Here is a 19,661-nt window from a genome sequence, read left to right as displayed (position 1 = left end):
CCGTTTCCTCCCCGCCGGCTTTGCCACCCGAAGTGGAAATTTCTGGTAGCATTCTGAACAAATCTCGTATCGCTAAGATACGCGTTTGAGGGGACGCGTTGGGGGACAACACGTGTCGATCGAACCATCGCAATCCAAGCCGGAAAAACCTCGCAAGAAAATCCGCTATGTGCCCGCCGTGGGACCGCGCCTCAAGAAGCTTCTGGCCGTGGTCTTCGGACTCTTCGCCCTGCTGGCCGTCAACTCCAGTTATCTGGTCGGCGTCTCGCTGCTGGAGTGGGCTTCGGGACAGGTTTACCAGAACTGGTTCTACCTGATCATGTTCCTGGTCCACCTGGGCCTGGGGCTGCTTTTCGTTCTGCCCATCATCGTCTTCGGCATCCTCCACATGCGCAACGCCTATCAGCGGCGCAACCGCCGGGCCGTCAAGGTGGGCTATGCCTTGTTCGCCACCGCCGTGTTGCTGCTGATCAGCGGATTCATACTTATGCGGGGCGACTTCATCCTCTTTCAAATCGACGTCAAAAATCCCACTTTGCGCAGCGCCGCTTATTGGGCCCATGTCGTTTCTCCTTTGGTGGCGGCCTGGCTCTTCGTGCTGCATCGGCTGGCGGGACGCCGCATCCGCTGGAAGGTGGGCGGGGCCTGGGCCGGAGTGGCGGTGGGATTCGCCGGCCTGATGCTGATCGTGCAGGCTCAGGATCCGCGGGCCTGGAACCAGGTGGGCAACCCCAAGGGAGATAAGTACTTCTTTCCCTCCCTGGCCCGTACCGTCACGGGAGACTTCATTCCGGCCGAAGTGCTGCACAACGACGCCTACTGCCAGGAATGCCATGCCGACATCCACCAAACCTGGTCCTACAGCGTGCACCGCTTTGCGTCTTTTAACAATCCGGCCTACCTGGCCTCGGTGCGTGCTACCCGCAAGAAGCTCTTTGAACGCGATGGAGACGTCACGGGGGCGCGCTTCTGCGCCGGATGCCACGATCCCCTGCCCTTCTTTTCAGGCGAGTTCGACAAGCCCCATTTCGACGACCCCGACTACGACCTGGCTTCGGACCGCACCGCCAACGCCGGAATCACCTGCACGGTCTGCCATTCCATCACCAACATCAACACCCCCCGCGGCAACTCCGACTACACCATCGAAGAGCCTATCCACTACCCCTTCGCCTTCAGCGAGAACCGTTTCCTCAAGTGGGCCAACCGCCAGTTGGTGAAAGCCAAGCCCGAGTTTCACAAAAAGACATTCCTCAAGCCTCTGCACCGCTCGGCTGAGTTCTGCGGAACCTGCCACAAGGTGCACCTGCCCCCGGAGCTCAACGCCTACAAATGGCTGCGCGGGCAGAACCACTACGATTCCTTCTGGCTGAGCGGCGTCTCGGGCCATGCGCCGGCCAGTTTCTATTACCCGCCCCGGGCGGAAACCAACTGTAACGGCTGCCACATGCAGCTTGTGGAGTCCGACGACTTCGGGGCCAAGGACTTCGACGACAGCGGAATGGCCAAGGTCCACGACCACCAGTTTCCCTCGGCCAACACCGCCATCCCCCATCTGCTGGGCTTTCCCGAGTGGGTCAACGAGCGCCATCGCGCCTTCAACGAAGGGGTGATGCGGGTCGACATCTTCGGAGTCAAAGAGCAGGGCGAGATCGACGGACAACTGACGGCGCCTCTGCGTCCCCAGGTTCCGGCCCTGCGTCCCGGACGCCGCTATTTGCTGGAAACCGTCATCCGCACCCTCAAGATGGGGCATCACTTCACCCAGGGCACTGCCGACTCCAACCAGGTATGGCTGGAGATGGAGGTGACCTCGGGAGACCGCGTCATCGGCCGCAGCGGCGCCATGGACTCGCAAGGCCGCGTCGACCCCTGGTCGCATTTCGTCAACGCCTACGTCATCGACCGCAACGGCAACCGCATAGCCCGCCGCAACGCCGAGGACATCTTCATCGCCCTCTACAACAACCAGATTCCGCCCGGGGCCGCCGACGTGGTGCATTACAAGCTGGACGTCCCGCGCGACGTCGGAGACGACATCACTGTCCGCGCCACCCTCAAGTACCGCAAGTTCGACACCACCTACCTGCGCTTTTTCAAGGACGATCCCGACGCCGTCAACGAGCTGCCGGTGATGGTGCTGGCCTCCGACTCGGTAACCTTTCCTGTAGCGGCCGGGACCCGGGTTGCCGAGTCGGCGCCTGAGGCCGACGACGACTCGCTGCCGCCGGCCTGGCAGCGCTGGAACGATTACGGCATCGGACTCTTCCGCAAGCCGGGACGGGGCGAACTGCGCCAGGCCGCTCACGCCTTCCGCCAGGTGGAAGACCTGGGGCACCCCTCCGGCCCCATCAACCTGGCCCGCGTTTTCATCCGCGAAGGGCTGATCCAGCAAGACGCGCCCCAAGCCCTGGCCCGGGCCCAGTCCTTCGATGAGGCTCCGGCCTGGACGCTGCTCTGGCTGGGCGCTCTCGTCGACAAGGAAAACGGGCACTACGAAGCCGCCCAATCCAAGCTGGCCGACCTCATCCAGGGAGGCTTCGCTCAAGCCCAGGGACGGGGATTCGATTTCTCCAAGGACTATCGGGTTCTGGTGGAAATGGGCGAGGTCCTGCAGCGCCAGGCCTTGACCCAGCGCGGCGAGCACGCCCAGCGCGAGCTGACGCTGCGCGAGGCCGAGAAGTGGTTCTTGCAGGCGCTCGAGCTCGATCCTGAAAACCTCTCCGCCCACTGGGGACTCAAGCAGATCTACCAGGCCCTGCACGACCGTGAAAAAGAGCGCCTCCACGCCGACCTGCACGCCAAGTACAAACCCGACGACAACGCCCGCGACCGCGCCATCACCACCGCCCGGCGCCTCGACCCCGCCGCCGACCACGCCGCCGAAGCCGTCGTTATCTACGACCTCAACCGTTCCCCGTTATTAAGGGAATAGAGGCGAGGGCAGCGGCTAAGGGTCGATCTTGAAAGCGCCTTGCAGGGGCTGGTTGAAGGTGAACTCCTCGAGTTCGAGTTCCCAGTCGATCTTCAAGGTGGCGTTGCCTTCGCGAGTGTAGCGGATGACGTATTTGTGGGGCAGCGTAAGGCCGCCCTCTTGTCGGAAGTCGGAGAACTCCTCGATGAGCACATAGCGGGTTTCGCTTTGCTGGCTGGAATCGATGGGACGCGATCCCATGCTGGCCGAGATGCTCATGCGGTAGTCGCTCAGCACGTGGCGGAAAGTCTCCTGCTCGAAATAGAGGCGGATCCTGAAGTCGGTCTTGCCTTTTCGCGCCTTGTATTCCACCTCGTGATACTTGACTCCGTCCAGCTTCCTGAGTCCCTTGTACTTGAGCTTGGGATCTCGTTCCGGCAGGTTGAGAAAGGGCCAATCGCGGCTCAGGGTGCCGCCGATAAGCCCTTCCCGCAGAGGCAGTTCCTGGGTCTTGAGAAGATTCCCCAGAGGGGAGCGCTGTCCCGGACTCATCTGCCCCACCTCGACGCTTTCTCCGTCGAAAAGAAGCGCCTCCTCAGCGTAGTCAGGCGTAGCGAAGTTCATGTAGATCAGCGACTTGCCGGGCTCGGAAAGCATGCGCGCCGACCCGACGAGCTTTCCCGAACCGCCGATTCGCGGAATGGCCGAACCGTTGCCGGTCGCCGTGATGCTCTCGACGCGGGCGCGGGCTTCGGCCGTCCCGATGGAATCGAGATGGCTTGCCACCAGTTCTTCCACCGTGATCTTTTCCTTGCCCCACAGCCCCGGCGTGACCAGGCACAGGCAGGCGACAGTCCCTGCCATGATCCACGGCGTCAGCAAGCGGCGACTCAGGCCTCTATTCCCTAGCGAGTCCATGTCTGCACTCCTTGTGAAGAAATCCTCTTACCGCCCAATCATAGAAGAAGAACCGCCCCAGGTGAAGGCCAAACTACCGCGTCAGCTCAATCGCCCTCTCCGGGTGTAGGTGTTAAACTGCTCTTGCTCTTATGTCGGACTCGCACGAGATTACTCAATTGCTGCAAGAAGTGGACGCCGGCCGGGAGGGGGCGATGGACGAGTTGATGGAGACCGTCTATGCCGATCTGCGCCGTCTGGCTGAAGCCCACCTGCGGCGCCGCTATGGTCCCCAGGCCGATGCCATCACGCTGGAACCGGCTGCGCTGGTCAACGAGTCCTTCCTCAAACTGATCAAGCAGCGCAAGGGATTCGACAACCGCCAACACTTCTTCGCCATCGCCACGCGAGTGATGTTGCGTGTTCTGAGCGACTATCAGCGACACAAAGGAGCTGCCAAGCGGGGCGGGAACCTGGAGCGGGTCACCTTGCAGATCGACCGCCGCATGGACGATCAACAAGGCATCGAGGTGGACGTCTTGCGCGACGCCCTGGAGCGCTTGCAACAACTCGATGCGCGCAAGGCCGACGTAGTGCGGCTGCGGGTGGTTTGGGGGCTGGAGATGAAAGAAGTGGCTGAGGCGCTGGAGGTCTCGCTGGCGACCGTGGAGCGCGACTGGGCCTTCGCCCGTTCCTGGATCAAGCGCGAAACACAGCGGAGCAGCGCTAGATCCCAAGTTCCTGGTGCGGAGTGAAGCCTGCGCCGGAAGGCAGGCCCGAACATCGGTCATGAGGGTTGAAAGGCGGCCGTTTGCGCGTATCTAATTGAGATGATGGAAAAAGAACGATTTCACCAGATCGAGGAGCTCTTTCACGCGGTGAGGGGACTTCCCCCCGAGGACCGGGACATATACCTGGACACGGCTTGCGGAGAAGACACCGACCTGCGCGCCGAAGTGGACTCGCTGCTGGTCTTCAATGATGACGGGAGCGGAGAGCTGGAACTGCATTCGACTGGGGCGCCGGAAGAAAGCGGCCATTCCCGGCCTGACCAGCGTACCCTGGCTCCCTTGCCGGCGGAAATCGCCGATCCTGAGGCGCCGGGAACGCTGATCGGTCCCTACGAGATCCTGGAACTGATCGGAGAAGGCGGCTTCGGCACCGTCTATCTGGCCCAACAGACCGAGCCGGTGCGCCGCAAGGTGGCGCTCAAGATCATCAAGCTGGGCATGGACACCCGCCAGGTCATCGCCCGTTTCGAAGCCGAACGCCAGGCCCTGGCTCTGACCGACCACCCCAACATCGCCAAGGTGCTGGACGGCGGAGCCACTCAGAGCGGCCGCCCCTATTTCGTGATGGAACTGGTGCGGGGGCTGCCCATCACCGAATACTGCGACCTCAACCGCTTCAGCGCCATCCAACGCCTCAAGCTCTTCATCCCCGTCTGCCGGGCCGTCCAGCACGCTCATCAAAAGGGCATCATCCACCGCGACATCAAGCCCTCCAACGTGCTCGTCACCCTTCAGGACGGACAGCCGGTTCCCAAGATCATCGACTTCGGCATCGCCAAGGCCACCAAGGGCAGCCTCACCGAAAAGACCCTCTTCACCGAACTGCGCCAGTTCATCGGAACGCCCGCCTACATGTCGCCCGAGCAGGCCGAAATGAGCGGACTCGACATCGACACACGCTCCGACATCTATTCGCTGGGCGTGCTGCTCTATGAACTGCTGACCGGCACCACTCCTCTCGACTCCACGCGACTGAGCAAAGCCGGCTACGGAGAGATCCTGCGCCTGATCCGAGATGAAGATCCGGTCACGCCCTCGGTCAGGGTCGGCCAGTTGGGAGAAGACGCCCGCAAGACGGCCCTGCGCCGCAGCAGCGAGCCTTCGGCCCTGAGCAAGCTCTTCCGCGGAGACCTGGACTGGATCGTCCTCAGGGCCATGGAGAAGGACCGCACGCGCCGCTACCAGAGCGCCAGCGAACTGGCTGAAGACATCCAGCGCCACCTGGACAACCGCCCTGTGCTGGCCGGCCCGCCCAGCACCTTCTATCGCATTGCCAAGTTCGTGCGGCGCCACCGGGCCATGGTGTCGACGGCCGCCCTGGTCCTGCTGGCGCTGATCGTGGGACTGGCCCTGGCCACGGCCGGATTCCTGCAGGCGTCGCGCCAGCGCAACGCCGCCGAAGAGGCCCGACTGGAGGCCAGAGCCGAGGCTGAGCGCTCTCAGGCCATCAGCGACTTCCTGCAACGCATCATGACCCAGATCGACTCCCACACCTCGGGCGAGGCCAGCGTCGAAACCGGAGACCTGATCGATGAAGCCAAGCGCCTCTTCGGAGAGAACCATCCCACCGTGGCCGCCGCCCTCTCCTCGCTGGGCCTGCGCATGCAGAACACCGGACGGCTGGAGGACGCCGAGACCCTCTTCCGCGAATCGCTGCAAATCTGGAGCAACCTCGATGACGACGGCTACAACCTGGGCGTCGTTCAAGGCCGCCTGGGCAAGCTTCTCTACCTGAGCGGACGCGACGACGAGTCGGAGGAGCATCTGAGGGCCTCCATCGACCTCTTCTCCCAGTTGCCGGAAGGGGCGGGGTTGGCTTTCTGCGATCCGCGCCTGGCCCTGGGCGAACTGCTCAACCGGCGGGGCCAGTCGCAGGCCGCCATCGAGCAGTTCCAAGAAGTCCTGCGCCTGCGTCAGAAACTGACTCCCGATCAGCGCTATGAGATCGCCGTGGTGCGCGAGATGATGGTGCAAGCCCTGCTGGCCGATCAGCGCACGCAGGAAGCCGCCGAGATCACCCTGCTGCTGGCACGCGACTACCAGGCCACCTTTCCCGGCGGGCTCATCGACGCCAATGCCCACCTGCGCGCCGGACGGCTGCTTCTCAACGTGGGGCGCTCTCAAGAAGCCGAGCGGCTGCTGCGGCGGGCCATCAGACTCTATGGGCAAATGGACCAGCCGCCCAACGACCTGATGCTTTTCGCCTACGACGGGCTCTTCCAGATCTTGCGCCGGAATCCCCAGCGGATCGAAGAAGCCCTGGGCATGAGCGACACCCTGATGGATCTCATGCGCCGCACCCTGGGTCAGGAAAGCATCGAACTGGCCCCCCACTTTGCGGGGCTGGCGCAGATGGCGGAAGAGGCAGGCCAGTTGGACCGGGCCCTGCAAACCGCGCTTGAAGCGCACCGGCTGGTGCGCAGCAAGGCCGAAGCCGCCCAGAACAGCAACTGGGACTCCAACCTGGAGAGGATGCAGAGTCGGGTCCACCGCATCAACTGGCGCATCGCCACGCTTGACGGGCGTGAGCCGGCCTCATACGAGAGAGCCTACCAGGCCCAGAAGCTCCTCTCCGAGGACGCCCCCGCAGACATGGACTTCCAGCGGACGCTGGGCGTGCTGGCCTACCGGGCGGGAGAAGACCAGGCCGCCCTGGAGCAGCTATCCCGCGTGCAGGAGCTGCGCCGCCGCTCCGAACTGGGCGACTCGCCCGTGGTGGAAGCTTTTTCGGCCCTGGCCTGCTTCCGGCTGGGACTGGAGGAGCAGGCCCGAGAGCACCTGTCGGCCCTGCGCCACCTGCTCTCCTTGCCCATTCACGCCGATGACGAGGAGAAGCAGGAGCTGTTGGCCTACACCGAAGAACAACTGGGCCGGATCTCCCGGATGGCCAAGTAAGATTTCTGGATTTTTCCTGAGATTCGTGAGGGGTGAGCGCCTTCTTCAGCGCGTATACAAGTGGAAGGAGGAAAAACGCTCGTGAAATGGATGTTCCGCCAGATGCGCCAGATGATCGTCGAGATACTGGCCGGAATCCTGCCGCTGTCAGCGCTGGTTCTGGGACTGGCCCTCTCCTCCTATGAGCGTCCCTCCCAGGTGCGTCCGGCCGGCGAAGGCGAATCCGCCCCGCAGACGCGCATTCAGGTGCCCCAGCCCCCGACCCGGAGTCCTGCCGAGTTTCCAGGGCAGTAAACGCCCGGATTTTCCTCCCGCCAGCACACTTTACCAGCCGAGTTCTTGCAGGGCTTGAAGCATGCGGGGACGGTCCTCCTCCTCGATGAAGAAATGGTACCAGCGGCCGTTGACCTGCTCGATGGAGAGGAAATCATCCTCAAGATTGGCCTGTTGCAGGATGCTTCTGACCAGCGTGCGCGAGGTGCAGTCGTCGCTGCGGAAGCGGAACATGTTGGAGTCGACCTCCAGGGTCCCCTGGCAGTCGCGGTTGCCGGGAATGAGAGTCTTGCGGGCGTCGGCCATGACGACCTGGAAGATGAAGTCGGACTGTGCCTGGGAACCGTCGGCGGCCGAGGCGGCCTCGGCTCCAGATCGGTCGGCCTGGGGCGAAGGCGTAGCCGGCCTGGAAGGTGTGCCTGCGCTGTCCTGACCGATGCCCGCGCTCTGGCCGCGGGGCCGCGGGGGTGACGAGCCCCCCGAACTTCCTCCCGGCTGGGCCGGTGCAGCGTCGCCTCCAGACCCGGCTCCCTCTTGGGGCGGAGCGGCGGGATCGGAGGCCTGCTCATCCCCCTGCTGGGCCGGATCAGTCTCCGTCCCCAGGGTGGACTGGGCCAATTGCTCCTCGCCTTGCGGGGCGGAGCCGTCGCCCATCGACATGACCGCCCACACCGTCACAACCACCAGCACCAGGGCTGCCAGCAGTCCCACCGGCAACATCCATCTGCGGTTGAAGGCCTCGTCTCCGCCGGTGGGGACGACAACAGTGGGATCGGGTCTGGCTTCAGGCTGCTGACCAAACGAGCCGCTCTCCTCGGCAGGCGTCTCCTGCGGAGGCGGGGGAGGAGGAGTTCCGGTGGCGGAGTCCTGGAGGTGCTCTTGAGCAGCGCCGGTTTTCTGGCCGGCTGCCGCTTCCTTTTCGGCGCGGGTCTTGGCCAAGGCGGCCGCCATTCCCTGGCGGGCCGTGGTGTCTCCTTCCCAACGCATGGTGGCGGCGGTGTCGTCGACGGGCGGCGGTTCCTCCGACGGCGTGTCCCAGGTGGGCAGATTGTCCTCGGAGACCTTCTCCATCCGCTCCGGCAGCTCCCGCTCCAGAAACTCGTCCAGCTTCTCGTCGAACTCCCGCAGGGAGATCAGCTCGCGGTCGATGTGCGTCATGGTGACGGAAGTGTCGGAAGCCTTGGTAATCTTGCGTACCTGGCGCCGCCTGCGGCCCAGGGGAGCCGCCAATTCCTCTTCCAGCACCTGACGGGCGCGCGGATCGTTCTCGGCCTCGTTGACCTTGGCCTCCACCTGATCCATCAGGTCGCCCAGTTCCTTGGCCTTGATGGCCTTGTTGAGCAATCCCCGCGAGACGATGTGCTCCAGGTCTTCGACCACCTGGTTCATGTCGGCGTAACGCTCCTCGGGACGCTTGGCCAGCATCCGGCGCAGGATGCGCTCCAGGTCCTCCGGCAAGTTGGGGCGCAACTCTCGCAGATTGGGAGGATCGGCGTGCACGATCTGGTACATGGTGGTGGTGATGCGGTCGGAGCGGAAGGGATTGTTGCGGGTCAGCATTTCGTAGAGCATCACCCCGCAGGAGAAAATGTCGGAGCGGGCGTCGAGTTCGCCCCCTTCCACCATTTCCGGAGACATGTATTCGGGCGTCCCTATGGCCACTCCGGTGCGCGTCAGCGACGATCCGGCCAGGTGGGCGATGCCGAAATCGAAGAGCTTGACCGTGCCGTCGTCGGCCAGCAGCACGTTGGTGGGCTTGACGTCGCGGTGGACGATGCCGTGTCGGTGGGCGAACCCCAGGGCCTTGCAGATGTCGGCCATGATTTCCAGGCGGCGCTCCAGGGGCAGGCGCTGGGGAATGATCTCGCGCAGGCTGCGTCCGCGCACGTACTCCATGGCGAAGTAAAGCCGTCCGTCCTCGGCCTCGCCGATGTCGTAGATGGTGACGACGTTGGGATGCTGCAGCCGGGCCGCCGCTTGGGCCTCGCGAACCAGACGCTCCTTGACCTCGTCGCTGGCCAGGAACTCGGGCAGAATGGTCTTGACGGCGACCACCCGGTCGAGCTGGGAGTCGTGGGCCTTGTAAATGACGCCCATTCCGCCCTTGCCCAGGCGTTCGAGTATCTGGTATCGGCCGAATTGCGGGCTCTCGTCCTTCAACATCACGTCTCAGTCGGTCAGCGCAGGCGCAAACCCGAAGCGCTCCGGATTGCGTCCGATCAGGATGGCAGCCATCACTTTGGGCACGTAATTCCGGGTTTCCCGTGGCAGCGCCTTGATGCGGTAAAGATACCAAAAATTTCGTTGGCGCAGAGGATCGTCTACCTTTTCCCGGATGATGCGCTTGACTCGGGTTTGGCCGGAATTGTAGGCCGCCAGGGCCAGCATGATGGAACTGCCGGTCCCGAATTCAAGGATGAGGTGGCGGATGTACTGCGCCGCCGCCCGCGTGGCCTTGACCATGTCCATTCGCTCGTCGACCTGATCGTCGACGGTCAATCCGAAGGCCCGCGCCGTCACCGGAACCATCTGCCAGGGACCCGCCGCTCCCCTGGGACTGTAGCTGCCCTTTCGGAATCCGCTTTCCACCACCACCATGTAGGCCAGGTCGGCCGGCAGGTTTTCCTCCGTCAAGGTGCTGCGGATGCGTTGAAACTCCTGGCGCCGGTCGATCAGCACCTGCTCGATGCTGCCGCGGTCGTTTTCCTGGAAGTGGCGGATGGATTCTTTCACACTTTCTACAAACGTCGGAGGCAGGCTATATACCTCAGCCCCGAAATCTCTCAAGAGCAACCGCAGTTGGTCTTCGATGAAGTCGGTTTCTTCGTCCTTCGATCCCAGTTGAAAGAAGATGCTGTCCTGCAAGGCTTCGGCCTGGGTCTGATACTGCTCCAGCCGGCGGCTGAGCTCCCGCAAGCGTTGGGGATCGCTGGCGTCGGCCAGATCGGCTTCGATTTGGCGGATGTGGTAGTCGAGGTCCTGCTTCTGGCGGCGGACGTCCTGAGCCGCCCACCAGGCGTAGCCCGACATGGCTAGAAGGGCCGCCGCCAGTCCGCCGGCCACCAGTTTCCAGCGTTGTTTGGTATGGCTGACGGCCTGCTGCAGGGCGTCCCGCATGAAGACGATGGTCTGGCCTTCCTCCTGACCTTGCGAGCGCGCCAGCCTGGCCTGCAGAACGGCCTCCTCGGCCAGTTCGTCCACCGACTTGCGCTTGCGCCGCCTCGACCTTCCCTGGCTGTCCGACTCCGCGCCGACGGCTGAAGGCAAGGTTCCCTCGTCGGGGGGCGAGTCCGCCGAGGCCTGCATCTCACGCCGGTCCAGAATCACGGTGCGTTCGGGAGTGGAGGCGGGCATGGGTCCGCTGTGGAAGCGGAAGCGGGGACCTTCAGGCCCCAGGGTGATGACGTCGCCTTCCTCGAGACGGGCGTCCTTAATGCGTTTTGCGGCGATGAAAGTTCCGTTGGTGCTGTCGAGATCGACGAGACGAAAGCTGCCCCGCTTGCCGCGGCGGATTTCAGCATGGCGGGCCGATACCACCCGGCTCCTGTGGCCTTCGGGCACGATGTCGCAGGAGGGATCTCGTCCTATGCGCAGCGATTCGCCCCGCAGAGCGTGCCGGGCCCCTTCCTCGCTTCCCTCCCGCAACTGCACCAACCACGCCCTCGATTCCTGCTTGGGGCGAGTACTGTCCATAAGAAGTCGTGACGCTAGATTATAGGCTTCGCCTGCGATTCCTGGCAAGAAAACGCATACTGGCCAAGTTCCCAGGGGCCTTCCGACCGCACCTCAGGCTTTGCGCGCCTGGGACACCAGGGCGATCAAGGCCTGGCGGGCGGCATCGGGGGTGTCGGCGGGCTGGGGGAAGGCCAGCCGGACGGGTCTCGGACCGCGTTCGGTCATCACCGACATCTCGAATCCGTAGCGGTCGATAGCGGTCATGCTGACTTGCTGGGCCTCCCGCGCCTTGGAGAAGACCCGGCACAAAAGGGCCATGGCCTCGGCGTGATCAGCGTTCATGTGATCGACGATGCCCTCGGCGTGGGCCGCCAGCGGATCGGGTTGAGCGGCTTTCCACTCTTCCCCTGAAACCCAGGACATGCGTCCGTAGCCGCCGATATAGCGCAACGAATCGACGCTCAGACGCCAGAAATTGAAGTCCTTGAAATCGCAATAATAGGACGCGTTGGGCAGCCGTTGCAGGTAGGCCTGGCGGGCGCTTTGATCGCCTTCCTCGATAAGACGGCAGGTCCCCAGCAAGGTCACCCGTCCGTTGGCCAGGGGATCTTGGGAGCGGCTTTCGGCGGCCAGCAGGGAGGCCCGTCCGTCGCGGCGCAGGTTCTGGGTGTGCTCGGCCATCTCGCTGATCAGGAAGATGGGATCTCCGCCCTCGAGAGCAAAGGTTAGGAAGGAGGCATAAGGATGGCCCTCGGGATCCTTGGCCAGGGTGGCCAGGGAGGCGGTGTGCAGCTTCTCGACCAGCGTCCTGGCCCGCTCGGCATGGCTGGGCGCGGCCACGTCGCGGTCATAGAGAGGCTCCTCGCGGTTACGGCTGGGGTTGGCGTGGGCGCTGCTGCTCATTATGGCTCCTGAGGCTTGCCTATGTGTCCTCTTCGGACTAGGCTTAGGCTACTCTATCAGTTTCCGGCACATCCCAGCGGAGGACGATGATGACGACGGCGCGCCTCTACCGAGTGATTCTTCCAGTCAGCGACATCGAAGAAGCAGCGCGATTCTATGCCCGTGTCTTGCAGGTCGAAGGCGAGCGGGTCTCGCCCGGCCGCCACTATTTCAAGTGCGGCGGGGTGATCCTGGCCTGCTACGATCCGGCGGCCGACGGCGACCAACCGGGCTCGGGCTGGAGACATCACGAGAACCAGTACCTCTACTTTTCCGTGCCCGACCTGGAGGCTGTCCGCAAGCGCCTGGCCTCGGCCGGGGGCCGTCCGCTCACCGAAATCGAGGACATGCCCTGGGGGGAACGCCTCTTCTATGCACTTGACCCGATGGGCAGCCGCCTCTGCTTCGTCCAAGAGTCCACCGTCTTCACAGGCGCCGATTGATGGACCCCGGGGGAAAATGAGATCTGTATGCCTTGCTTCAAGCCGCCATTCCGCAACATCAATCTGTGGCTGTAAACAGGTTAGTCAAATCCAGTCGCTACGCTAGCCAGGCCACGACCTCTTCGGTCCCTTGAAGGGGCGGCTTCACCTGCCCGGGGTGAGCAGGCGGAGACCGGGGCAGGGTATGATCTGAGTCCATGAATCGACGAAGGTTTTTGGGTGGCTTGGGCGTCCTCGGCGGGGCCATCGGAGCTTCCGCCGTGCTCGCCAGACCCAGCACTGAAAATGGGCTTGCGGCAGCAGGCGGTGGGGCGGCCCAAGACCAGTTCTCACTGCTCTACGCACCGCACTTCGGGATGTTTAAGGAGCATGGTGGCGACGACTTGGTGGGCCAGTTGGAGTTTGCAGCCGCCGAGGGCTTTCGGGCCTGGGAAGACAACGGGATGATGGGTCGTCCCCTGGCCGAGCAGGAACGCCTGGCCGCCGCCATGCAGCGGCTGGGAATCAGCATGGGAGTCTTCGTGGCAGAGGCCGATTTCCGGCAACGGACTTTCGTGCGTCCGCCCGAAGAAGTGGCTGAAGGGCTGAAAGCCAAGATGCGTCAGGCGGTGGACACAGCCCAGCGGGTGCATGCACGTTGGGCCACCGTGGTCCCAGGCTTGGCCGATCCCGGACTGGAACCCGACTACCAGACCGCCAACGTGGTGGAAAACCTCAGGCACTGCGCCGGGGTCTGCGAGCCGCAGGGACTGACGCTGGTTCTGGAGCCGCTCAATCCCTGGAGGGACCACCCGGGACTCTTTCTCACCCGCATCCCCCAGGCCTTTCAGATCTGCCGGGCCGTGGCCAGTCCCTCGGTCAAGATTCTCGATGACCTCTACCACCAGCAGATCACCGAGGGCAATCTCATCCCCAACATCGACGCCGCCTGGCAGGAGATCGCCTACTTTCAAGTGGGAGACAATCCGGGCCGCAACGAACCCACCACCGGCGAGATCAACTACTCCAACGTCTTCACTCACCTCAAAGAGCGCGGATACGGAGGCATCGTCGGAATGGAACACGGCAATTCCACTCCCGGCCGCCAGGGCGAACGCGCCGTCATCGAAGCCTACCGCCGCTGCGATCCCCGGCTCTAGACGGCAGGTTCCGTTCGTGGTCTTATGACACTGGGAGGACACAGCATGGATGAGGCGCGATTGCGGAGTGTGTTGCTGGCAGGACTGGCGGCGGGAGTGATCTTGAACGTGGGCGGAATGGCGGCTGCCCTCCTGATCGGCTTGGGAGATTCCTTCACGCGGGCGGGAGCCTCCCCGCAGCTCGGGGGAGCGCTGCTTCACACGGGTTTGCGCTTCGGCATTGGACTGGCGGTCGCTTACCTCTACGCCATCGCGGGCCGTCGGCTGGGTGAAGGCCTGAGCGCCGTCGGGAAATTGGTTTTGCCCGTCTGGCTGATCGGCTATCTGCCGCCGGTGGCCCTGCTGCACGAAATCGGCTTCCTTAGCCGAAACCAGGCCGTCCTGAGTGCCGCTTGGGGCCTCGTGGAGGCCAGCGCCGCCATCAGCATGGCGGTCCTGGTCTACAACCGGTTGAGTGCCAAGTAAGCCCTCCTGACCCGCTCTACTTGCTCAGCGAGGGCTTGGTCCAGACGATCTCGGGGAGTTGGACCTCTTCGGGAATGCCGCTGACGTCGCCCTCGCCTATGAACTTCATGACGGCCGCGCTGAAGGACTCGTCCTCGCGCATGGCTTCGGGCAAGGCTCCATGAGAGCCGCCTCTGACGGTGACGAAGGTGCTGTTCTTGAAGTAGGGCTTGAGTTCGAGGGCGTTCTCGTAGGGCGTGGAGGTGTCCCAGTCGCCCTGCACGATCAACGTGGGAATACCGGTTTCGAAGTTCTTCCGGAAAGCCTCGCCCAAGTCGCTGCCCCACTCGGCGCAGGCGGTCTGGTAGAACCATCCCAGATCTCCCACTACCACCTTGGCCGGGTCGGACTGAAGGTGCTGCAGCCGCTGACGGCTGATGCCCGAGCCGCAATCCAGCATGAAGAAACTCGCGGTGGGGAAGCCTCCCCGGGCCAACTGCCGGGCCACGGTCCGCGCGGCGGGATCATAGTCTCCCGCGTAAAGCGTCAGCACGTCTGAGGCCCAGGTTTGGATGCCGCGGCGCGAACTGGTGCGTCCCGAATAACCGTAGGCCATGTCGCGGATGTCGTCGCCGTCCAGGTAAATCTCCGCGCCGCCGGGCACGCTGACTTTGACGGGCTCTTCATCCAGGCGGGCCACCACCGACTTGAAGGCCTCGATCAGGCCGCCCTCGGGGATCTGTTCCTTGAGCCGGTCCGAGGACTCGGCTGCCTTGGCGATGCGCTCCAGCGCCTTGAGCACCCAGGAGGGCATGTCATAGGTATGATCGGGCCCCTCCATACCGGTCAGCACCGCCCGTTCCACCGCGTCGGGATGAAAGCGCATGACGGCCATGGCCCAGTGCGATCCAAAGCTCCGGCCCCACAGGGTAATCTTGCCGTACCCCAGCGCCTGACGGACGTCGTTGACGTCGGCGGCAGCTTCCACCACGTTGAGTCCGCTCAAATCGAGCCCTGTCGATTCCCAGAAGTCCTTGCACTGGCGGGACGCCTGGCGCAACACCTCGGCTTCCTCCTCTTCGGACACCTTGCGATCCAAAGGCAGTTTGGCAGGGGCATCGCAGACGGTATCGGGCTTGGAGGAGCCGATGCCTCGCTGTCCCACTACCACCAAGTCGGCAGTTTCAAGCTGAGGAACGATCTCGCGCTGGTAAAAACCGGGTTGCCCCAGCGAGCCGGACAGCCCGCCCCATCCAGGTCCTCCGTGGAGCCGGAAGACAGGGGGTGTCCCGGGTGCTGCCTTGTCGGACTTGAAGCGGTAGATCTCGACGCCGATCACGCCGCCTCCCGGCCGGGAGCGGTTGGCGGGAACAAACATCATCCCCCGATCGCAGCGGGCGTACCCGCCCCCTTGAAGCGCGATGCGTTCGGGATAGAGCAAAAGCGTCCCCGCCTGCGGCTGCAGATTGGAACTCCGTACCGTCACCCAACCCGCCGCCACAACAACCGCCAACCCGAGAGAAACTACAGCAAGAACCTTCAAAAACCGCATTCCGCTACTCTAAGCCCCACTCCCTCCTTTCCGCAACTGCAAGGCTCGTCGGCTAGCGGTAGCGTTTCAACCTGCACCTATACTGCATAGACCGCTCAAACATCCAGATCGGCGGGGAGGATCCTGAAGGCATCGCCGGATTCCATTTTCAGGACGCGAAAGTGGCGCTCGTCAAGAGTCAGCAGTTGGCGCGTCTGATAGCGATCAGCCAGCACCATGATGGATGCGTCGGCCAATCCGATACCGAGGTCACGGTACTTGGCAATAATGAATCGGGCCGCTTCGATATCTCGCCGGTCGAACGGAGCGACCTGGTAGGCACCCCTCGATACCTCCTCCAGGAACTGCAGTTCGACATCCACTCCGCTCATTTTCTCGATTAAATAGTCAATCTCAGCCAGGACGAAAGGCGAGAGAATGAGTGGCGGGTCTGATCGGCGCAGCGCTTCGGCACTCGACTCGTGCCCTTGCTGGTCGGGGAAAAGGGCCGAAAGCAAACCGCTGGTGTCAAGCAACATCATGAGCGACCGAATCCCTCAAGGAACTCATCGACTCGACTGGCCGCCGTCGAATCCCCAAGCCCCTCTTCGCAGAGAGGTATCCTGGGCCGCGGAGGTCGATTGGCACCGACTTTTTCCTCGATGGCTTCGCGAATGATTTCAGCCTCTGACCGGCCCTGCTGCTTTGAAAGCCTTGTTAGCGAGTCCTTCAGTTTGCGGGGCAAGTACACCGTCGATTTCACCATGGCAAACAGGATACCATACGTGCCATACCTTCGACCTTCGGTTCCAGCTCAGCGGGACGCCGTGCTCCCGGCCGTAGTCGTAGGCAAGACCAATAGGCACTAGACTTCAAGGAGGAACTGTCGCATGACTACCCCGCTTATCATGCTCGTCTTGATGATGGTGCCCTACTTGGGCGCGCGGGCGGTGGCGGCGGTCAGGGGGTCCTTCTTCGAGCCGCGGAGCGCCGCAGCCGTCGGACTTGGCATCTTGTTCGTCTTCACTGGGATCGGACACTTCCAGCGAACGGAGCCTATGGCGCAGATGCTGCCGGAGTGGGTTCCGGAGCGGGTGCTGCTCGTCTACCTGACGGGAATCTTGGAATTCGCTATCGCCGTCGGCTTCTTCATCCCCCAGTGCAGACGATTCACCGGATGGGTCGCTGCCGCCATGCTGGTCGCATTCTTCCCTGCCAATATCTACGCCGCCATCAACCACGTTCCCATGGGCGGCCACGCCTGGGGGCCTCAATATCTCCTCATCCGTGCCCCCCTCCAACTCGTCATCTTGTGGTGGATTTATCGGTTCACCCTTCGGCGTCCACCGCCGCACTCAGTCGGACGGTAGGTACTCGAGCGCCTCCACCAGCGACATTTCGGGGTGGTAGGTGATCAGCTCACGCAGGATCGGGGCATGTCCGCTGCCGATGATCACCAGGATGCGGTCGCCCCGCTCGGCGATCTTCTGCAGGTTGGAGAAGATATGGATGTTGCGCTCGTACCACCTGGAGACCAATTCGGCCCCCGCATAGGTGTCTCCGGCCGCCACCTCGGCGAAGCGCATGTACACGCCATGCTCCCTTGCCAGCTCCTCGGGGTGGTTGCTGAGCCGCAGGATCTTGCCGATGGTGTAATCCTGCTGGCGGCGGTTGGACTCGGCCGCCATCCGCTCTCGCTCCTCGTTGAGAAAGTCCAGGAAGGCCGGGTCATGCTCCTGGGCCCACTCCACAACGGCTTGAAAGGGGAACGGGTTTCGATAGTCGATGGGAAAAAGGCGCGGATGCTCCAACTGCGCCGCCAAGCGAAAGCCCACTTGTTCGGTCTCATTGCGGGACAGCTCATGCTGACCTGCGCGGTAGGCTTTGTAGAGCTGATCGAGCCGGTCGGCTGAGCCCGGCAAATCCTCCACCGCGATCTTGGTAGGACGAAAGCGGGCCAAGGCTTCGACCACGGCGCGAATCTCGGCCTGCTTGGCCTCGGACAGCACGTCGGCCACTTCAACCTTGACCACGTCCAAACCCGGATTCGCGAAGTGATAGGTTCCCAAGACAAGGACCTGCGTGGGTTCCCCCGCGCTGGGTACCTGTCCCGAAAGCGTCTGGGTGAGAAGGAGGGCGCCCAACATCGCGCCTCTGCGGAATGGGAAGCCTTCAAACAGCATGATTACTCCATCGGTTGCGGACTCTTGGCATGGGGACAGAACAACGTAGGATACGGCTGCAAAGTTTAGCTGGTGAAGAGAGGCCGTGGTAGGCTGCGGAACCAGTAGGAGCGATTATGGGTGGATTTCGACGACGTGATTTCCTCTTTTCCGTCGGCGCGGCGGTGATGGCCACGGCCTGCGCTCCGGCGGGCGCCTATTCAGCGGAGCCTCAAGCATGTATGGACTGATCGGAAAGATAAACACCGTGTCGGGCAAGCGCGATGAACTCATCGCCATTCTCCTCGAGGGCGTATCCGGGATGCCGGGTTGTCTCAGCTATGTGGTCGCCAAAGATCCCGGCGATGCGGACGCGATTTGGGTCACCGAGGTGTGGGACAGCCAAGCCAGCCACCAGACCTCGCTCTCGCATCCCTCCGTGCGGGAAGCCATCGCGCAAGGACGCCCGCTGATCGCCGGATTCGGCGAGCGCTTCGAAACCGAGCCCGTAGGCGGCCGCGGCCTTCAGGACTCCGAGAAGCAGGGTTAGGCGACCGTGTTGAGTCCGCAGACGGCTCTCCGGACTGTCAAGATCGTCCACACGGTGGTTTGGGCTTTCTTTGCCGGCTGCATCTTTGCCATTCCTGTCTCGGCTTGGCGTGGCCGGTTCACCATTGCCGCCGTGCTGATCGGCATTGTCTTCATCGAGGTTGGCATCATAGCGGCCAACGGCTGGCGCTGCCCGCTCACCAATGTTGCCGCGCGTTACACCGAAGAACGACAGGAGAACTTCGACATTTATCTTCCGCTGTGGCTGGCTCGATACAACAAACATATATTCGGAACCATCTTCTTGGCGGGCATTCTTTACACCTTGGCACGCTGGCTGGGCTGGGTGCGGAGCATTTCGGGATCAGAGTCGTCACGCCCAACGACTTCATCCGCTGGCTTAGGGAGGAATGAGCATGAGTGCAATGAGTTTACGGCTGCCGGAATCGCTGCACAAGAAGGTTCGGGAAGTAGCGAAGCAGGAAGGCGTCTCGATCAATCAATTCGTGACGCTTGCGATTGCTGAGAAACTCTCTGCCCTGTTGACCGAAGAGTACATCTTGCGGCGGGCGGAACGCGGAAGTCGTGAGAAGTTCGAACGGGTGTTGGCCAAGGTGCCGGACGTGCCGGCCCAGCCCGGCGACGAGCCTCCAGGTGAGGATTGACTGTTAGCCTGAGGGGCCGTACAACTATGGCGCCCGCGGCGAGATTCGAACTCGGGGTTCTTTGAAGATTTTTTCGATAACCGGCCAGAGGCCGTCAAGACTTTTTGCAAGTGGTCAACCGACGCCTGGCCCTGGCAGCGGACGTCGCATAGACGCTCCACCCGATTTTGCTCTCGATCTTTTAAAGGGCACGCTGGGGCGGCTTCCGAGTCGTTCGCCGACATCTGACAGCCCGCGACCTCAGACGACTGTCTCCGGAGGTTGGGTTCGGGAGCCTGTAGTAGAATGACCGGAGAGGACAGCGAGATGGCCAAAACGAAAACAGAACCATCTCGATTCGG

17 protein-coding genes are annotated in these 19,661 nt (G+C 62.9%); 10 read left to right on the top strand and 7 right to left on the bottom strand.

Annotated features, from left to right (window positions below; genetic code table 11):
• Positions 1 to 112: 112 nt before the first annotated feature.
• The gene (locus tag VLU25_21990) at positions 113 to 2,935 is read left to right on the top strand and encodes a multiheme c-type cytochrome (GenBank protein ID HSR70614.1); all 2,823 of its coding nucleotides are present in this window, start codon (positions 113 to 115) and stop codon (positions 2,933 to 2,935) included.
• A 15-nt stretch (positions 2,936 to 2,950) separates the two neighbouring features.
• Here the strand turns inward: VLU25_21990 and VLU25_21985 are convergent, their stop codons facing one another.
• Positions 2,951 to 3,778, bottom strand: a complete 828-nt coding sequence (locus VLU25_21985; GenBank protein HSR70613.1) for a hypothetical protein — start codon at positions 3,776 to 3,778, stop codon at positions 2,951 to 2,953.
• A gap of 185 nt (positions 3,779 to 3,963) precedes the next feature.
• On the opposite strand from VLU25_21985, the gene VLU25_21980 reads away from it, so the two are divergent.
• The 3 genes from VLU25_21980 to VLU25_21970 all read left to right on the top strand — a co-directional run bounded on the left by VLU25_21980 (position 3,964) and on the right by VLU25_21970 (position 7,791).
• On the top strand, positions 3,964 to 4,566 hold the full coding sequence (locus tag VLU25_21980; GenBank protein ID HSR70612.1) for an ECF-type sigma factor: 603 nt from the start codon (positions 3,964 to 3,966) through the stop codon (positions 4,564 to 4,566).
• Between the two features lie 75 nt (positions 4,567 to 4,641).
• The gene (locus VLU25_21975) at positions 4,642 to 7,497 is read left to right on the top strand and encodes a serine/threonine-protein kinase (GenBank protein ID HSR70611.1); all 2,856 of its coding nucleotides are present in this window, start codon (positions 4,642 to 4,644) and stop codon (positions 7,495 to 7,497) included.
• An 81-nt stretch (positions 7,498 to 7,578) separates the two neighbouring features.
• Positions 7,579 to 7,791, top strand: a complete 213-nt coding sequence (locus tag VLU25_21970; protein HSR70610.1) for a hypothetical protein — start codon at positions 7,579 to 7,581, stop codon at positions 7,789 to 7,791.
• Between the two features lie 30 nt (positions 7,792 to 7,821).
• On the opposite strand, the gene VLU25_21965 is transcribed toward VLU25_21970, so the two are convergent.
• The 3 genes from VLU25_21965 to VLU25_21955 form a co-directional block, all read right to left on the bottom strand.
• Complete coding sequence (locus VLU25_21965; GenBank protein ID HSR70609.1) at positions 7,822 to 9,933, bottom strand: protein kinase; 2,112 nt, start codon at positions 9,931 to 9,933, stop codon at positions 7,822 to 7,824.
• 6 nt (positions 9,934 to 9,939) lie between these two features.
• Positions 9,940 to 11,463 (bottom strand): FHA domain-containing protein, encoded by a 1,524-nt coding sequence (locus VLU25_21960; protein HSR70608.1) that lies wholly within the window; start codon positions 11,461 to 11,463, stop codon positions 9,940 to 9,942.
• A 93-nt stretch (positions 11,464 to 11,556) separates the two neighbouring features.
• A complete protein-coding gene (locus VLU25_21955; GenBank protein HSR70607.1) occupies positions 11,557 to 12,348 on the bottom strand; it encodes a DUF2470 domain-containing protein in 792 nt (263 codons plus the stop codon).
• An 86-nt stretch (positions 12,349 to 12,434) separates the two neighbouring features.
• Between VLU25_21955 and VLU25_21950 the strand changes: the two genes are divergently transcribed.
• From VLU25_21950 to VLU25_21940, 3 genes are all read left to right on the top strand, one after another.
• The gene (locus VLU25_21950) at positions 12,435 to 12,830 is read left to right on the top strand and encodes a VOC family protein (GenBank protein ID HSR70606.1); all 396 of its coding nucleotides are present in this window, start codon (positions 12,435 to 12,437) and stop codon (positions 12,828 to 12,830) included.
• Between the two features lie 197 nt (positions 12,831 to 13,027).
• Positions 13,028 to 13,969, top strand: coding sequence for a TIM barrel protein (locus VLU25_21945; GenBank protein ID HSR70605.1), 942 nt, complete (start codon positions 13,028 to 13,030; stop codon positions 13,967 to 13,969).
• 45 nt (positions 13,970 to 14,014) lie between these two features.
• Entirely contained in the window at positions 14,015 to 14,434 is a 420-nt protein-coding gene (locus VLU25_21940; protein ID HSR70604.1) for a hypothetical protein, read from the top strand.
• 16 nt (positions 14,435 to 14,450) lie between these two features.
• On the opposite strand, the gene VLU25_21935 is transcribed toward VLU25_21940, so the two are convergent.
• Both VLU25_21935 and VLU25_21930 read right to left on the bottom strand, forming a co-directional pair.
• The gene (locus VLU25_21935; GenBank protein ID HSR70603.1) at positions 14,451 to 15,965 is read right to left on the bottom strand and encodes an alpha/beta hydrolase; all 1,515 of its coding nucleotides are present in this window, start codon (positions 15,963 to 15,965) and stop codon (positions 14,451 to 14,453) included.
• A 95-nt stretch (positions 15,966 to 16,060) separates the two neighbouring features.
• The gene (locus VLU25_21930) at positions 16,061 to 16,486 is read right to left on the bottom strand and encodes a PIN domain-containing protein (protein ID HSR70602.1); all 426 of its coding nucleotides are present in this window, start codon (positions 16,484 to 16,486) and stop codon (positions 16,061 to 16,063) included.
• Between the two features lie 348 nt (positions 16,487 to 16,834).
• Between VLU25_21930 and VLU25_21925 the strand changes: the two genes are divergently transcribed.
• The gene (locus tag VLU25_21925; protein ID HSR70601.1) at positions 16,835 to 17,314 is read left to right on the top strand and encodes a MauE/DoxX family redox-associated membrane protein; all 480 of its coding nucleotides are present in this window, start codon (positions 16,835 to 16,837) and stop codon (positions 17,312 to 17,314) included.
• Here VLU25_21925 and VLU25_21920 read toward each other — a convergent pair.
• Complete coding sequence (locus tag VLU25_21920; GenBank protein HSR70600.1) at positions 17,300 to 18,091, bottom strand: DUF5694 domain-containing protein; 792 nt, start codon at positions 18,089 to 18,091, stop codon at positions 17,300 to 17,302. The two genes, VLU25_21925 and VLU25_21920, sit on opposite strands and share 15 nt — an antisense overlap.
• 253 nt (positions 18,092 to 18,344) lie before the next feature.
• On the opposite strand from VLU25_21920, the gene VLU25_21915 reads away from it, so the two are divergent.
• A complete protein-coding gene (locus VLU25_21915) occupies positions 18,345 to 18,656 on the top strand; it encodes a putative quinol monooxygenase (GenBank protein HSR70599.1) in 312 nt (103 codons plus the stop codon).
• Positions 18,657 to 18,665: 9 nt separating this feature from the next.
• Positions 18,666 to 19,181 (top strand): hypothetical protein, encoded by a 516-nt coding sequence (locus tag VLU25_21910; GenBank protein ID HSR70598.1) that lies wholly within the window; start codon positions 18,666 to 18,668, stop codon positions 19,179 to 19,181.
• Positions 19,182 to 19,661: the final 480 nt, after the last annotated feature.

The sequence above is a fragment of the Acidobacteriota bacterium genome (assembly GCA_035471785.1).
Taxonomy (GTDB): Bacteria; Acidobacteriota; UBA6911; order RPQK01; family DATIPO01; genus JANQFM01.
This window is presented reverse-complemented; position numbering and strand designations above follow the sequence as displayed.

What these genes read in the sequence shown, in the direction of transcription:
- VLU25_21945 (HSR70605.1), top strand. Translation starts at nt 13,028, where the DNA reads ATGAATCGACGAAGGTTTTTGGGTGGCTTGGGCGTCCTCGGCGGGGCC.
- VLU25_21915 (HSR70599.1), top strand. Translation starts at nt 18,345, where the DNA reads ATGTATGGACTGATCGGAAAGATAAACACCGTGTCGGGCAAGCGCGAT.
- VLU25_21925 (HSR70601.1), top strand. Translation starts at nt 16,835, where the DNA reads ATGACTACCCCGCTTATCATGCTCGTCTTGATGATGGTGCCCTACTTG.
- VLU25_21965 (HSR70609.1), bottom strand. Translation starts at nt 9,933, where the DNA reads ATGTTGAAGGACGAGAGCCCGCAATTCGGCCGATACCAGATACTCGAA.
- VLU25_21930 (HSR70602.1), bottom strand. Translation starts at nt 16,486, where the DNA reads ATGATGTTGCTTGACACCAGCGGTTTGCTTTCGGCCCTTTTCCCCGAC.
- VLU25_21955 (HSR70607.1), bottom strand. Translation starts at nt 12,348, where the DNA reads ATGAGCAGCAGCGCCCACGCCAACCCCAGCCGTAACCGCGAGGAGCCT.
- VLU25_21920 (HSR70600.1), bottom strand. Translation starts at nt 18,091, where the DNA reads ATGTTGGGCGCCCTCCTTCTCACCCAGACGCTTTCGGGACAGGTACCC.
- VLU25_21975 (HSR70611.1), top strand. Translation starts at nt 4,642, where the DNA reads ATGATGGAAAAAGAACGATTTCACCAGATCGAGGAGCTCTTTCACGCG.
- VLU25_21940 (HSR70604.1), top strand. Translation starts at nt 14,015, where the DNA reads ATGGATGAGGCGCGATTGCGGAGTGTGTTGCTGGCAGGACTGGCGGCG.
- VLU25_21935 (HSR70603.1), bottom strand. Translation starts at nt 15,965, where the DNA reads ATGCGGTTTTTGAAGGTTCTTGCTGTAGTTTCTCTCGGGTTGGCGGTT.
- VLU25_21950 (HSR70606.1), top strand. Translation starts at nt 12,435, where the DNA reads ATGATGACGACGGCGCGCCTCTACCGAGTGATTCTTCCAGTCAGCGAC.
- VLU25_21960 (HSR70608.1), bottom strand. Translation starts at nt 11,463, where the DNA reads ATGGACAGTACTCGCCCCAAGCAGGAATCGAGGGCGTGGTTGGTGCAG.
- VLU25_21985 (HSR70613.1), bottom strand. Translation starts at nt 3,778, where the DNA reads ATGGCAGGGACTGTCGCCTGCCTGTGCCTGGTCACGCCGGGGCTGTGG.
- VLU25_21980 (HSR70612.1), top strand. Translation starts at nt 3,964, where the DNA reads ATGTCGGACTCGCACGAGATTACTCAATTGCTGCAAGAAGTGGACGCC.